This window comes from Neobacillus piezotolerans (assembly GCF_003362805.1).
GTDB classification, from domain to species: Bacteria; Bacillota; Bacilli; order Bacillales; family Cytobacillaceae; genus Bacillus_D; species Bacillus_D piezotolerans.
The window spans coordinates 310,137-324,324 of record NZ_QNQT01000002.1 but is presented as its reverse complement, the minus strand read 5'-3'; the positions used below and the strand labels follow the sequence as shown (position 1 = coordinate 324,324).

Here is a 14,188-nt window from a genome sequence, read left to right as displayed (position 1 = left end):
TCTCTCTTTTACCCTAGCGCTTCAATTAGAACTTTCACCGCATCATGCAGGTCCCTGTCGCTCCAGGACGGCATCGCTTTCTTCCCCGCCACAGCCAGCTCATGAGAGGCCGGGATATGGATGAATCCGGCCGGTATCTCCTTGGCAGCTTCAGCAAGTTCATGAAGCGCGGCATACATGACATTGTTGCATAGGTACGTTCCAGCTGTGTTGGAAACCTCGGCGGGATAGCCGCTTTCCTTCAGCGCGTTTACCATCTTCCTGATTGGGAGGGTCGAGAAATAGCCGTCCGGCCCGCCCTCGACAATTGGAGCATCCTCAAGCGCGACCCCGTTGTTGTCAGCGGCTCCGTCCCGGCAGTTAATCGCAATCCGTTCCGGCGTAATCGATGATCGGCCCGCGGCAAGGCCGAGCGAAATAACCGCCTCCGGCCCCTCCTCGCGCATTTTTTCCAAAAGCCTCGTCGAAGCTGAATTGTAATCCACAGGCAAAAGCAATCCCGTGATTTTATACCCGCCAACTTCCTGCCCGTCCAACGCTGAAACAATCTTTTCGGTCGGGTTAATCGGAAAGGATAAAAACGGTTCAAAGCCTGTCAAAAGCAATTTTTTCACGTATAAGCCCTCCTCTACCAACTGGCGATGCTGCCATCGGTCCGATGCTCGGTGCCGCCCGTCAGCACGCCAGTCTTCGGATCACGGACGATAATTTGCCCGCGTCCGAAACCGCCTGAGTCATAGGCAACCGTAATCGCATGCCCTTTGGCGGCAAGCTGCTGGATTACATAATTCGGGAACTCATGCTCCACATCGACCCTAAGCCCCTCAATCCACTGCCAGCGCGGCGCATCGAGGGCAGCCTGCGGATTCAGACCGAAATCGACCATATTCATTACGACCTGTACATGGCCCTGCGGCTGCATAAAGCCCCCCATCACACCAAATGGCCCAATGGCTTCCCCGTCCTTCGTAATGAAGCCAGGAATGATTGTGTTATAACTCTTCTTCCCCGGCTGGAGGCAGTTCTCGTGGTCCGGGTCGAGCGAAAAGTCGACACCCCGGTTCTGCATCGTAATTCCGGTCCCCGGCACCACAATCCCTGAACCAAAGCCCATATAATTGCTTTGGATAAAAGAAACCATGTTCCCTTCCCCGTCACCGGTAGCGAGATAGATTGTTCCTCCCTTTGGAAAACTGCCGGGCTCAGGTACCTGCGCGGTTCCCTGGATATTGGCGCGGGCGTTATTCGCGTATTCTTCCGATAAAAAGTCATCCACTTTCGCCTTCATCGTCCGCGGGTCGGAAATATAGGCTTTCCCATCCGCGAATGCCTGCTTCATCGCTTCAAGCTGAATATGAATCGCTTCCGGACTTTCCCGGTGCGTGAAGTTGTATTCTTTTAAAATGTTCAATGCCATCAGGGCAATGAGCCCCTGCCCATTTGGCGGGATTTCCCACACATCATACCCTTTATAATTCACGGAAATCGGCTCGACCCATTCTGCTTGGTAAGTAGCGAGATCCGATTCATCCAGGAAACCCCCGGCCGCTTTTGAAGCCGCGGCAATTTTTTCGGCGAGGCGGCCGCGGTAGAAGCTTTCCGCCTTTGTTTCCGCAATCTCCCTCAGTGTGTTTGCATGGTCCGGAGACTTCCACATCTCGCCTGGCTCAGGCGCCCTGCCGTTTGGCGTAAACAGCTTGAACCACTCATCGAATTCAGGGCCGTTCAGCCTTGTTTTAAAAATTTTGAGGGCCCTCGCCCAGTACTTCGCAGTGATTGGCGATAACGGAAAACCATTTTCAGCGTACTCAATCGCTGGACGCAAAACTTCTGTCAGAGGAAGCCTTCCAAAGCGTTCGGACAGCATTGCCCAGGAAGACGGCACTCCGGGAACTGTAACAGGGATCCAGCCTGCCAATGGCATTTTTTCATGCCCAAGTTGTTTCACCTTGTCGATTGATATGCTTTGGGGCGACGGCCCGCTCCCATTCAAGCCGTATAGCTTATTCTGTGTCCAGACGAGCGCGAACGCATCCCCGCCAATCCCGTTTGACGTCGGCTCGACCACAGTCAGGCAGGCCGCTGTCGCAATCGCGGCATCAATCGCATTCCCCCCCTGCTGGAGAATGCGCAGCCCAGCCTGGGCCGCAAGCGGCTGCGATGTGGCAACCATTCCGTTTCTAGCAACAGCCGCCGTCCGGCGTGATGCAAATGGATAATTTAGTAGTGACAAACCCTTTTCCCCCCGGCAAAAGAACATAGTTTTTTAGAAACATTGCCTTATTGTATACACTTGGAGCATTGGTATAAAAACTCGTAAAACGGGAATTACTTCGTTACACGAAAAGTATACCAAAAGACCCATTAACTGTCTAAAGGTTCTGAAAAATAGGACCCAACTATTTTTGCTATTTTTTAAATTGGAAAATTATTTTATACTAAAGATGCAATTAAACTCCGAAAGGGCACACCCGGGGAAACCCGGCGCCGCAAAGCTACAGGGGCTTCGACCTTAAAAAGTTACGCTAGCCAGCTGCCGAAGAGCTAAGAGGGTTCAGACAAATCTTCTTAATCTCCCTTCGGTTTTAATTGTAATAAAATTTTGGGAGAGAAAGAGATGAAGAAGTTTGTATTTACAGCCGCCATGGCGGCAACCCTTGCGTTCGGGACAACCGCCAGCGCGAGCACAGAGCTTGAAGGTACCGCAGGAACCACTCCTGATCAGTTCCTTTATAACTTCGACCAGCTTTTTGAAGACCTGAAGTTATTGTTTACGTTTGATTCGGAAGAGGAAGCGACCTTGCTGATGGAGTTCGCAAAAGAACGCCTTGCTGAAGCAGCTTTAATGACGGAAGCCGAGAAGACTGAATATGTAAGCAGCGCTGTCGCAGACTATACCAAACTTCTTGAAACAGCGAAAGAAACGGTGTCTGAGGTTATCGCCGACGAAGAAGCCTCAGATGCAGTAAAAGAGGAATTAACGAACAAACTTGAAGAAGCAGCTGAGCTAGATGAATCTGTGGAAGGCCAGCTTCAAGAAGAAGAGTTGGAAGAAGCGCAAAAGATTATTGACGAAGCTTATTTGGTCGCAAACGTTGTCAAAGGCTTCGATACTGAAACGGTCAAGAATCTTCGCACAAAGGAATTTGGCTACGGAGAAATCACAAAAATAATCTCGCTGTCCGAGCTAAGCGGAAAAACGATTGAAGAGCTAACAGCGATGCTTGAGGAAAAGGACATCGATGAAGTCATGGCCGACCTGGACGTTACGATGGGCCAAGTCAAATCCATTGTCCTTGATAAAAAAATTGCGTACCTGGAAAATTCACTTGCGGAAGCAGGAGAAAATGAAAATTCCAAACAAGTGAAAAAGCTTGAGAAGAAACTGTCTGTCCTGACTGCCAAAAAGGAACGCTTTGCTGCGAGGGACGAAGAGAAAAAGGATGACGGTCAGGAAAGTGAAACACCTGCAGAATCCGGAGAAGGCACGGATGGGGAACAAGCCGCGGATAACGGAGGTACTCCGGCAAGTGAAGAACAAACTGGAAGTGCCCCAGGCACAGCCGGCGAGGAAACCTCCGGGGCATCCGAGGAAGGCACTGCAAGTACGGAAAACGTTCAAACGCTGGCAGCCGCCTCAACATTATCCAAAAAAGAAACAGCCGCAGGCACTTCTTCGGTGGTGAAGAAAGAAAAACCTGCAAAACAGTCTCCTGATACTGTTAAAAAGGAAAATGGGACTGGCAAAGCAGCCGGAACAGCGAAGAAGGAAAGCGCGCCTGCCAAAAATGAAAAAGAAAACGTAAAGGCGCAAACCCCTGCCCAAACCGCCAAGGAAACAGCTGAGCAGAATAAAAAGGAAAACGAGCCAGAACAAAAAGAAAAAGCTGCCGAAGAAGCAAAAAAGCCAGCTGACCCAGGTCAAAAAGGAAAAGAAACCTCTGAAAAAGCAAAAGAGGAGAAAACAAAAGACGAAGAAACTGGCAGCTCCGATAACGGCCAGCAACAACAGAAACCTGAAAAAGAAGTGAAAGAAGAGAAATCCCAAAAAGAAAACGCAAAACAAAAAGGCGGGAAATAAAAACCGCCTCATGGGCACCATCCAACCGGATGGTGCTTTTACTATATTCACAGGAAAAACCCTTTAAACAATGTCCTTATGAAAAATATACTGCTCCCCACTCCTGCCCATAATCCGCCTGCCGCGGTCGGCAAAGCCCGACTTCCGGTATACATGCTGCGCTGCCAGGTTGGCGTTGTTCACAGCGAGTATGATGTCCGTTTTATCGGGAAAGTTCTTTTTAACAAAGCCTGAGATCTGCCGAAGTGATTGCGAAGCGATTCCCAATCCCTGACAGTTTACGTTAATGGAATAGCCCCTCAACAGGATGGCTTCCGGGCTTTCCGTATACGGTGCAATCCCTTCCCCTTCATGCAAGACGAAAAAACCTACAGGCTCACCGTCGTACAAAATTACGACAGGATGCCTGCCGCTATCATTCTCGCATGCTTTCAACGCCTCCAAAGGCATCGCCGTAAACTTCTTTTGCTCCTCAGGCAATGAATATTCTTCTAAATAAGCGCGATGGCGTTCATTGTAAAACTCAAGGGCCACCGCTTCCGGTTCTGTCTGATCCCTCATCTCGATCCCCTCATTTAAAGAACGTTGACATACAGTGCGCGTTCTTTTCTGGTAATACCCTTCATGAACTGTCGGTTACTTCTTTCCAGCCTCAATAAAAACATTTTTGACCAGCTTGACCGGGATTTGCGAGCCGCCGCGTTTTTGGACGTCTTCGACGAGCATGGCCACGAGTATGTCTCCCGCTTCCGCATTGTAAGCGACAAACCAGCCGTTCTCTTTTCCGGTTTCGCCTTGGGCCGCCTTGATTTCAGCGGTGCCCGTTTTCCCTGACAATGGATAGCCCTTAATTTCCGCCGCGCGCGCCGTGCCGCCCGGGTCGGATACAATTTTCCGGAGGATCGGGCCGACTGTTGCAGCGGCTTCCGGCGAGATGGCCTGTTCCTTCAGCACCTGCCCATGCTGGTCATCTAGGAGCAGCACCGGCTTAATCATATTCCCCGTGTTCAGGAACGGCGTATACGCTGCCGCCAAATGAACGATATTCATCTCAAGCTGCGCCTGCCCGTAGCCGGCATCGGCAAGCAGGATATCCTTATCAAGCGAACCAATCTGCGAAGCCTGGAGTGGGAACGGATAGCCGAAATCCTCCTCGAACGCAAACTTCTTCATTCCCTCAGTAAAGCCCTCTTTACCCATTTTCAGTGCCGTCTGCGCAAAATATATATTGTCCGAGAACACGAGCGCCTTTTCAAGATTAACATTGGCGGCCTCATGCACCCTTGTGACAAAGTACCCTCCCCAGGAGGCGTCTTTCTGCCACTTCAGGCCTTTTACGTTCATCACATCCGCCGGATTGAGCGCATTCGCCGTCAGCGCCGCCCCAGCGACAATTGGCTTGATGACCGACCCCGGAGCGAACTTTTTATTGAAACGCGTGTTCAGCGGCTTATTTGGATTTTCGTCGAGCGCTTTCCATTCGGCCGCCGACATTCCGAAAACCACCTGATTCGGGTCAAAAGTTGGCGAGCTGACCAGCGCGAGCGTTTCGCCCGTCTTTGGATTGATGGCGGCAGCGGCCCCTACTTCCCCATTCATTTGGGCGGTAATGTTCATCTGCAGCTCCGCATCGATTGTCAGCTTGACAGGCTGCCCGTCAACCACCGGCTTTTCAGCAAGTATTTCCTGCCCGCCCGCATCCTTGTTAATCACGATCTGGATGCCAGGCTGGCCGCGGAGCTGTTCCTCAAACACCTGCTCGATGCCGCGCTTGCCGATCATGTCCCCGCTGGAATAGCCCTTGCCCTCGAGCTTCTCAAGCTCCTCGGCTGTCACCTTCCCTACATAGCCGACAAGATGGGCGGCCGCGGCCCCATACGGATAAATCCTCGACTCCACCTTCTTCGTCTGGACTGGCTCCAGCTTGATCAATTCCGCGATTAACGCCTCATCGTTCATGGATACCTTTTTAAGCGGCACGAAATAGTCCGGCTTTACCCAGCTTGCCTTAACCGCCTTTTCAATGCTTTCCGGCGCCATATTGAGCAATTTTCCGAGCTGGGCGATTGTTTCCGCCTCCTGCCCTTCCATATCCTTTGGAACGACGCCAACTTCATACACAAGGCCAGTTGTCGCCAATGGATTTCCTGTCCTGTCAAAAATCTCGCCGCGTTCGGGGGTTTGCATTGACAGGGAGATTTTATCCCCCATTCCGAGCTGCGGGAAGATATAGGCTGTATTCCAATCAACATACCAATCTTCTTTCTTGTCCCGCTCCTCTTTCACAAGAAAGGCGTCATGTCCGAACTCGATCGGGCCGGCGATGCTGTCCATGGTTGCCGTAAAGCCGTATTGGGCCCCTTCGCCATCCTTCTGCTTGTCCTCTTTCGGCTTTTTAAAACTCACGTTCAGGTTGTTGATCTTGAGATCCCCATAGATCTTTTTATATCGTTCCGTAAAATCCTGTTTACTGACTGAAGCTTTCGCGTCCGCAGACAAGTACCCATACATTCCGTCAAAATCCTGCTTGTTCCACAGCTCCACATATTCCGAAAAACGGTCTGCCGGGTCGGGTTTTTTCTCCGTGCAGCCTGCAAGAGCGGCTGCAAAAATCATAGCAGAAACAATCATGAACAGCTTTTTCATCACCCATCCCCCTTGTCAATTTGTCTCATTTTACCACAGTTCACGGGAATTCCTGAAGGAGGACACATTGCGGGCAGACTGTTGTGCCGAACCGCCAGTAGGGCGTGGGCCAATTTTCCACAAAAAAAAAGAGAGGGGTATCCCTCCCTCTACAACGTATGATTATGAACTTTTTTTATCTCCGGATTTGTCAGTGGAGTCGCCGGATGGCTCGTGGAGGCCGTCTTCGGCGGAGTCTGCATCTTCTTCATCAACAGGGGTATTGCCTTTGTCTTCACCCTCGACTGATTCTTTCTTTTTGGAGGGTTCGTCCGTTTTGCTGTTCTGGAGCGAGCTCAGCGGCTTATCGAAATAATTGGCCGGATTGACCGCTACTCCGTCTTTGCGGATTTCAAAATGGACATGCGTGCCGCCTTTTTGGTTTACCTGGCTTTGGCCCGCACCGGCCAGCACTTGGCCTTTTTCAACCTGGTCGCCAGCTTTGACCTTGATATCTTTCACGGACTGATATTGTGTTACAATACCTTTGTCATGCTGGATTTCAATCACATTGCCGAGCAGGGAATCCTCTTCGACCCTGGTGACCGTGCCGCTTAATGAAGCAACGACATCAAAGTCTGATCCATCCTTCATCGCGATGTTGAGGCCGGTATTCGGAACATAGGTGTTGTTGTAAACGACCAATGCTTCCTGCTGCTCTTTCGGATCGGCGGAGTTTTCATAGAATTTTTTCTGAATGACCGCGTTCTCCTTGTTTACGACCGGCATCGCGAAGTTTTCGAGCGATTTGTTCACCTCAAGGGCGGGCTCGTTAAACTTCTTCTTGGCGTTTTCAGTAGTTTTGTAATTGTACTTTTCCGCTGAATCGCCGCTCATTTGATACCAAAGGACACCTGTCAGAATGATTGCCGCACTTGCAATGTAGACTGCCGGTACTACCCAGCTCTTTTTAAGAAAACGTTTGAAACCTCGAGAAGATTGCTTTTTTTCTTCCTCTCTCATTATCATCACCTCAGCAATCATTCTGAACACAATGGTAGAATTATATACATTGCCGGATAAATTTTTGGAATATTTTTTGCAATCCGGCCCATCTTTATGCATATTTAGGAGGATTTTTTATGAAAATTTTACTTCTATGGGCGGCGAGGCTGCTTCCCTTCATCTATATGGCCATGATTTGGATCATGTCCAGCCTGCCAAGCAACCACTTCGTCGAGCTCCCCGACTCGTCCCTCGACCGGACAATCAAGGAATCGCTCCACCTAATTGAATTCGCGATTCTTTACGGAATTTACGTCCTTGCCGTTCTTACTGGGAAAAGGAAGTTCAAGAGAAGCGTGAATATGCTCCTCGCGGCCGCTGCGGCCCTTTACGGGCTCACGGATGAAATCCACCAGTCGTTCTACCCCTACCGCTCCTCGTCGCTGTTTGACCTCTTCAAAGACGTCCTGGGGATAGCGGTTGTGTATTATTTCGTGGACGGCGCCCTGTTCAGGGGGAAGTTTCCGAGGCTTGGCGGACTGCTTTGGAAATGGAAGGCGTTCATGCAACGCTGAGCCGGTTACTACTAAACATAAAAATCGATAACTGAATAGGAAGCCAGGGATTGAGGCAAGAGGTCGGAGTTATTCCATCTCGCCCTCCATCCCTTTTATTTTGCAATTTAACGTACCGAGCTTGTCCATATTTTCCCAGCATATCTTCCATCGCGGTTCAATTGAAAATTGCTGATTGTTTAATGGCCCATGTGTACTCTATAGTACGCATGAAGTTTCCTTAGGAGAATTTTATCCGGGTTTCTGGCCTTAGTATCCGGGTTTTTGGTGTCATTATCCGGGTTTCCGGCCTCATTATCCGGGTTTTCGGCATTATTATCCGGGTTTTTGGCCTAATTATCCGGGTTATGAAGGGCGAACAAACCAGCAAAACAGAAAAGCCAGCCCCATAAAAGGCCGGCTTCCTAAAACCTATTCTTTATTTCCTCGCGCTAGCTGTAACGGTAGCGAGCAGATTGTCGGCGGGGCTAATTTCAATCCCCTTGTAGTAGTACTTGACGATTTCCTGGTATGTTTTCCCCTCGGAAGCCATTCCATTCGCGCCGTATTGGCTCATGCCGACTCCGTGGCCAAAGCCGCGGGTCGTGATGATGATTTGATTTCCATGCCGCTCCCAGGAGAAATCTGATGACCGTAGTTCCAGCTCTTCGCGAATTTCCCTCCCGCTAAGAACCCTACCGTTAAACTCCACTCGGCTGATCCTATTGCCCGCTGTACGGCCCGTTATTTTCCCGATCGTCTTGGAAGTTCCCACCTTCACGCCAAGCCTTTTTTCAAAATCGCTGACGGAAATGCTCATCCTGTCCTTGAATTTTGGCGATTTCTTATCCCAAGGGCTTGCCACACTCCGTAAATAAGGGAACGCATTTTCCCAGTATTCCTCCGAGTTTTCGGTGAAACCATTGCTTGTTGAGAAGAATTGCGCATAAATCGCCTTTCCGTTATATGTGAGGATCTGGCCGTCGGTTGAGCGGACCGCTTCAACTATTTTCTTCTTTTTCCAGCCATAATCCTTGCCCCAAGCCCTTTTCAAATCGGCATCGCTTTTATATACCTGATGGAATTCGGTATCGCTCACCTGAGCCCCGCCCGGAAGGCCTGCCTTTTCCCCCGCCATAAGCTGTTTGACAATATAGGTCCTCGCCGCAAGAGCCTGGGCCTTCAATGCTTCTTCTTCGAACTCGGCCGGCATTTCCGCGGCTACTACGCCTTCCAGATACTTGTTCAAAGGCACCTTCTCAACCTCTTTTAGCCCCGTCCTGTATACTGCGATTTCAACTGCCGAATCGGCCGCCTTTCTGTTTTCCTCAACGGGGGCTTGCTGCGGCTTTTCACCCAGTCTCCCGTCCACTCCCTTGTCCTTGTAGGGCAGGACAAGCAATGCCGGGATTACAAGCGTTACCGCGAACAGGAAGGATGCTAGTGCGATGATCGATTTCATATTTTTCATGGACGAGCCTCCAATTGAAAAGTAAACGGCCGGCATAGCCGGCTTCCGCTTCACTTAAACATATGGCACTGGACAAACAGTTATGCATGAAATTGGCTCTTGGCGCTGTTTAGAGATAAGAAAAAGCCAAAGAAATGAATCTGTCAGACATCTGACAGCTCCATCTTCGGCTTCCTCGTAATCGGACCCATATTCCAATAAATAATAACAATTTATTATGCATTCAAATCGGTGATAAGTGTTTCTTCTTCCGTGAATACTTCGACTTGATCAACGACTCGCTCTACATCGGCTCCAAGCGCCGCAAGCTTTTGATGGAAATTTACGTAGCCGCGGTCGAGGTGCTTCAGTTCGGTAACCCTTGTCACACCTTCCGCTACAAGCCCAGTGAGAATCAGGGCCGCTGCCGCGCGCAGGTCGGTTGCCGCTACTTCCGCCCCTTGCAGGTTTGATTTACCCGGAATAATGACGGATCGTCCTTCAATTTTTATATCAGCATTCATACGGCGGAATTCTTCCACATGCATGAACCTATTTTCAAATACCGTTTCGGTAATCATTGACGTGCCTTCCGCGCGGAGAAGCAGCGCCATCATTTGTGACTGCATGTCGGTCGGGAAGCCCGGATGCGGCATCGTTTTAATATCGACCGCCTTCAGTGTATCGGTACCGATTACCCTGACTCCGTCCTCTTCCTCGATAATGGTAATTCCCATTTCCTCCATTTTTGCAATCAATGAAGATAAATGTTCGGGAACAGCCCCCTGTACAAGTACATTGCCGCCTGTGATCGCGGCGGCTACCATGAATGTCCCAGCCTCGATCCGGTCCGGAATGATGGCATGGTCAGCGCCGAACAATACATCTACGCCTTCAATTCTGATCGTACCTGTACCCGCGCCAACAACCTTGGCGCCCATTTTGTTCAAAAGGTTGGCAAGGTCGACAATCTCAGGTTCTTTCGCGACGTTTTCAAGAATGGTTGTGCCTTCCGCAAGTGTTGCGGCCATCATGATATTTTCAGTGGCCCCCACGCTTGGGAAATCGAGATAGACTCTCGCGCCTTTCAACCGGCCATCAACTTCCGCTTCAATAAACCCGTTTCCGACTTTCACTTTCGCACCCATCGCTTCAAAGCCTTTCAGGTGCTGGTCAATCGGGCGCGAACCAATCGCGCATCCGCCTGGCAATGCCACGCGGGCACGCCCGTTGCGGGCCAAAAGCGAACCCATTACCAAAACTGAAGCGCGCATTTTCCGAACATATTCGAATGGCGCCTCCTCTTTCAACTCTCTGGATGCATCTACAACAACTTGATTATTTTTAAACACCACTTCTGCGTTTAGATGGCGTAATACTTCGTTGATCGTATATACATCGGAGAGAGCCGGGACATCACGTATAATGCATTTTCCATCACTGGCCAACAATGTTGCAGCGAGTACAGGCAGTACAGAATTTTTGGCACCCTCAACCCTGACCGTTCCATTCAGCCTATTTCCGCCGCGGACGATGATTTTTTCCAAGTGTATTCCCCTCCGCGTCCAAGTTCACTATATTAATATTCAATCGTAATGATGGGGGTTCCGACTGTGACAGTCGCATACTTTCCCCCTGTCGAGCGAACAGCAATTTGTACGTTCATTCCATATTCAAAAGTGTCGGTAAACAATGGCGAATGCGCCGAAATTGAGATGAAATCTTTTTCCTTGATTGCCTCGGTTTCAACGGCATTTAATCGTTTCATTATTCGGCTTGCTTTTAAGTATAGAGCCTTATCCATTCTATCATCGAAAATGCCGGTGATACAAGAGAAAATTGGCGGTTCACCTCGAAAAATGTCATGCAGGCGATCATTGAACCCGCCTTTTGTCAAAAAGGCTGCACTTTCTTCATTCCATTCCCTGCCCGCGGCCTTATATATTATATACGCATTTGTCTCGTGGGGTGTGCGGGTAGAAATAATTTGAAGATATTCCCTTCCATATCCGGATGCGGGGGATACTGCCGCCGCTTCCCACTTTCGGCCGGATGCCGTGAAGGTCCATTCCCAGCCTGGTAACTTGTCCTGAAGCCGCGCCGCATACTTCTCCAATTCCCCGGGTGAATTAGAATCCTCAATTATTTCCCGTGAATAAACCGTCCACTCCTTAAGCAAACTATCTTCTGCCTCCAATACAGCCGCGAGCTTTGTCAGTTCCGGTGCACTGTCAGCTACAATCGTTTTATTCCCAAGTTCTAACACAACAAAACCAATAATGGCAAATATTGATAAAACCCGCTTCATTTTCATGCGCCCGATCCCCTTCCCCTCATTAACATTTTTACCAAGGGGTTATGGGGCATACATGGGAATTCTCGTCACTTTTAGACAACGCACAGGCAAATCGCGAAATTTGTAAAATAATGCACAATAATGATTGTACTCAAAATAATCAAGCTTGAACACATGTATTAAGTCCTAAATAGCTGGCTAAAAATTGATTTTTTTCATAAATATTGGGCTCTCGCGTCCTTACAGCATGAAATTGGCTCCCATGGGGGATCAACTTTACAGCATTTACAAAAATTTCAAAATTGTTTGCAGTTGCCACAGACCCAATAATCGCAGCAACAGAACCGCTTTAGCCCGACTTTGAGCAACCACTAATCAAATATAGCCGGAAGCTGGCGGGACAATAGAAGGTAATCGAGGAAGAAATTGCTCACAGCGGTACCAATGGCAATTGCCAGCAATATGTATAAAACCCTTGCCTGCAGAACCCGGTTTGCCTTTAGCAGTTTTTCAAAATTCAATGCCTGAATTGCCCACCAAGCCATTGTAATGCACACCAGATGCACCAGGATTCCGACTAGCGCGCCTACTCCAAAATCCGTGATCAATAAAACGCCCCCTTAACCTGGCTCGCCCAACCTGTTTCATGTACGATTTCAGCATTGGGGCCACTGATAACCAACGCAAAAACAAAGGTAATATTTAGGATTATCCCTTGTCTGTTTTTATTAGTGTGAAATAATCATTCATGATAAGATAAGAGATATGCTTATGTCTAATGCCTCTCCAACCCTATTGTATGGATAGCCACAGGGAAAAGCAATCTTTTGAATTACCTCCACGGGGCAGGAGAATTATAGTTTTTGGATATATAAAATTTTGGTATGAAGGTGATTTTTATGAAGAGGGTAAGAAAGGCGATAATCCCGGCCGCCGGGCTTGGAACCCGCTTTTTGCCTGCGACAAAAGCTATGCCGAAAGAAATGCTTCCGATCGTGGACAAACCGACGATTCAGTACATCGTTGAAGAAGCAATTGAATCCGGCATCGAGGATATCATTATTGTTACCGGGAAAGGCAAACGGGCCATAGAAGACCATTTTGACCATGCATTCGAACTTGAGCAAAACCTGCTGGAAAAGGAAAAGTTTGAGCTGCTTGAAAAGGTTCAGGCTTCCTCAAATATGGTTGATATCCACTACATACGCCAAAAGGAACCTCGGGGGCTTGGCCATGCGGTTTGGTGCGCGCGTAACTTCATTGGTAATGAACCATTTGCCGTTTTGCTGGGTGACGACATTGTTCAGGCTGAAGTGCCCTGTCTTAAGCAGTTAATCAACCAATACAATGAAACCCTGTCGTCTGTAATTGGCGTCCAAAGGGTGCCAGAATCGGAAACGTACCGGTATGGAATAATCGACCCGCTCGAGGAGCACAACCGCCGTTACCAGGTAAGGCAGTTCGTCGAAAAGCCGAAGCAAGGGACCGCCCCTTCGAATTTGGCGATTATAGGGCGTTATATCCTGACTCCGGAAATTTTCATGTTCCTGGACAAGCAGGAAATTGGCGCGGGCGGAGAAATCCAGCTTACCGATGCCATTCAAAACCTCAATGAAATACAGCGGGTCTTTGCATACGAATTCGAGGGCAAACGATTTGATGTCGGCGAAAAACTTGGCTTTATCGAAACGACTCTTGAGTTCGCGCTGCAGATGCCTGAACTAAAAGAGGATTTAATCGCATTTATGAAAAAACAACTAGAACTGAATGGAAACTAAATGAACAGCCGCATCCATAACTGGGTGCGGCTGTTTCGTATAGAAGCCTAGGAAAGAATAGTAACCCATTGTTTTTATCGGAATCAAAGCGCAATTTGTATCCTTATAAAGATTTTCCTCTTCGCCTGAACCGTTGTAACCGGAATCAAAGCAAAGGGCCGCCCCATCCCACGGAGCAGCCCTTTGCCATTTTGCTTTTATGTTTCCCCTTTGAATCATGCATACGGCTTCCTTCCCCAAAGGAAGCAGCACATTTTATGTTTCCCCTTTGAATCATACATACGGCTCCCTTCTCCCAAAGGAAGCTGCATGGCTTTCATGCTAGGCGGCCTCCTTCCCCCAAAGCAGGCCGCTGGCATTCGCTTTACAGCCTTCGGATTATTCTCCATAATCCCAAAA

The 14,188-nt window shown here is 49.1% G+C and carries 13 protein-coding genes and 1 riboswitch; of the genes, 3 read left to right on the top strand and 10 right to left on the bottom strand.

Annotated elements, in window-relative coordinates:
• Window positions 1-8 precede the first annotated feature (8 nt).
• The gene (locus DRW41_RS06675) at window positions 9-614 is read right to left on the bottom strand and encodes a pyroglutamyl-peptidase I (RefSeq protein WP_115451196.1); all 606 of its coding nucleotides are present in this window, start codon (window positions 612-614) and stop codon (window positions 9-11) included.
• Between the two features lie 14 nt (window positions 615-628).
• Window positions 629-2,233 carry a gamma-glutamyltransferase family protein gene (locus DRW41_RS06670; protein ID WP_115451195.1) on the bottom strand — a complete coding sequence of 535 codons (1,605 nt, stop codon included), beginning with the start codon at window positions 2,231-2,233 and terminating at the stop codon, window positions 629-631.
• A 221-nt stretch (window positions 2,234-2,454) separates the two neighbouring features.
• A riboswitch (cyclic di-GMP riboswitch) is annotated at window positions 2,455-2,541 on the top strand.
• Window positions 2,542-2,617: 76 nt separating this feature from the next.
• Here DRW41_RS06670 and DRW41_RS06665 point away from each other — a divergent pair.
• On the top strand, window positions 2,618-4,081 hold the full coding sequence (locus tag DRW41_RS06665) for a DUF5667 domain-containing protein (RefSeq protein WP_115451194.1): 1,464 nt from the start codon (window positions 2,618-2,620) through the stop codon (window positions 4,079-4,081).
• A 63-nt stretch (window positions 4,082-4,144) separates the two neighbouring features.
• Here the strand turns inward: DRW41_RS06665 and DRW41_RS06660 are convergent, their stop codons facing one another.
• The 3 genes from DRW41_RS06660 to spoIIQ all read right to left on the bottom strand — a co-directional run bounded on the left by DRW41_RS06660 (window position 4,145) and on the right by spoIIQ (window position 7,729).
• Complete coding sequence (locus DRW41_RS06660) at window positions 4,145-4,642, bottom strand: GNAT family N-acetyltransferase (protein ID WP_115451193.1); 498 nt, start codon at window positions 4,640-4,642, stop codon at window positions 4,145-4,147.
• A gap of 75 nt (window positions 4,643-4,717) precedes the next feature.
• Window positions 4,718-6,727: a penicillin-binding transpeptidase domain-containing protein gene (locus DRW41_RS06655; RefSeq protein WP_115451192.1), complete on the bottom strand. Its 2,010-nt coding sequence runs from the start codon at window positions 6,725-6,727 to the stop codon at window positions 4,718-4,720.
• Window positions 6,728-6,889: 162 nt separating this feature from the next.
• Window positions 6,890-7,729 (bottom strand): stage II sporulation protein SpoIIQ, encoded by an 840-nt coding sequence (spoIIQ, locus tag DRW41_RS06650; RefSeq protein WP_115451628.1) that lies wholly within the window; start codon window positions 7,727-7,729, stop codon window positions 6,890-6,892.
• Between the two features lie 119 nt (window positions 7,730-7,848).
• Between spoIIQ and DRW41_RS06645 the strand changes: the two genes are divergently transcribed.
• Complete coding sequence (locus tag DRW41_RS06645; protein ID WP_115451191.1) at window positions 7,849-8,286, top strand: VanZ family protein; 438 nt, start codon at window positions 7,849-7,851, stop codon at window positions 8,284-8,286.
• Between the two features lie 418 nt (window positions 8,287-8,704).
• On the opposite strand, the gene spoIID is transcribed toward DRW41_RS06645, so the two are convergent.
• The 4 genes from spoIID to DRW41_RS06625 all read right to left on the bottom strand — a co-directional run bounded on the left by spoIID (window position 8,705) and on the right by DRW41_RS06625 (window position 12,616).
• The gene (gene spoIID, locus DRW41_RS06640; RefSeq protein WP_115451190.1) at window positions 8,705-9,736 is read right to left on the bottom strand and encodes a stage II sporulation protein D; all 1,032 of its coding nucleotides are present in this window, start codon (window positions 9,734-9,736) and stop codon (window positions 8,705-8,707) included.
• Window positions 9,737-9,951: 215 nt separating this feature from the next.
• Window positions 9,952-11,262 (bottom strand): UDP-N-acetylglucosamine 1-carboxyvinyltransferase, encoded by a 1,311-nt coding sequence (gene murA, locus DRW41_RS06635; protein ID WP_115451189.1) that lies wholly within the window; start codon window positions 11,260-11,262, stop codon window positions 9,952-9,954.
• A gap of 32 nt (window positions 11,263-11,294) precedes the next feature.
• Window positions 11,295-12,029, bottom strand: a complete 735-nt coding sequence (locus DRW41_RS06630) for a YwmB family TATA-box binding protein (protein WP_115451188.1) — start codon at window positions 12,027-12,029, stop codon at window positions 11,295-11,297.
• Between the two features lie 353 nt (window positions 12,030-12,382).
• Window positions 12,383-12,616, bottom strand: coding sequence for a DUF1146 family protein (locus DRW41_RS06625; RefSeq protein WP_439330857.1), 234 nt, complete (start codon window positions 12,614-12,616; stop codon window positions 12,383-12,385).
• Between the two features lie 294 nt (window positions 12,617-12,910).
• On the opposite strand from DRW41_RS06625, the gene galU reads away from it, so the two are divergent.
• Window positions 12,911-13,789: a UTP--glucose-1-phosphate uridylyltransferase GalU gene (galU, locus tag DRW41_RS06620; RefSeq protein WP_115451627.1), complete on the top strand. Its 879-nt coding sequence runs from the start codon at window positions 12,911-12,913 to the stop codon at window positions 13,787-13,789.
• Here the strand turns inward: galU and DRW41_RS06615 are convergent.
• A complete protein-coding gene (locus DRW41_RS06615) occupies window positions 13,769-14,008 on the bottom strand; it encodes a hypothetical protein (RefSeq protein ID WP_115451186.1) in 240 nt (79 codons plus the stop codon). The two genes, galU and DRW41_RS06615, sit on opposite strands and share 21 nt — an antisense overlap.
• Window positions 14,009-14,188 lie beyond the last annotated feature (180 nt).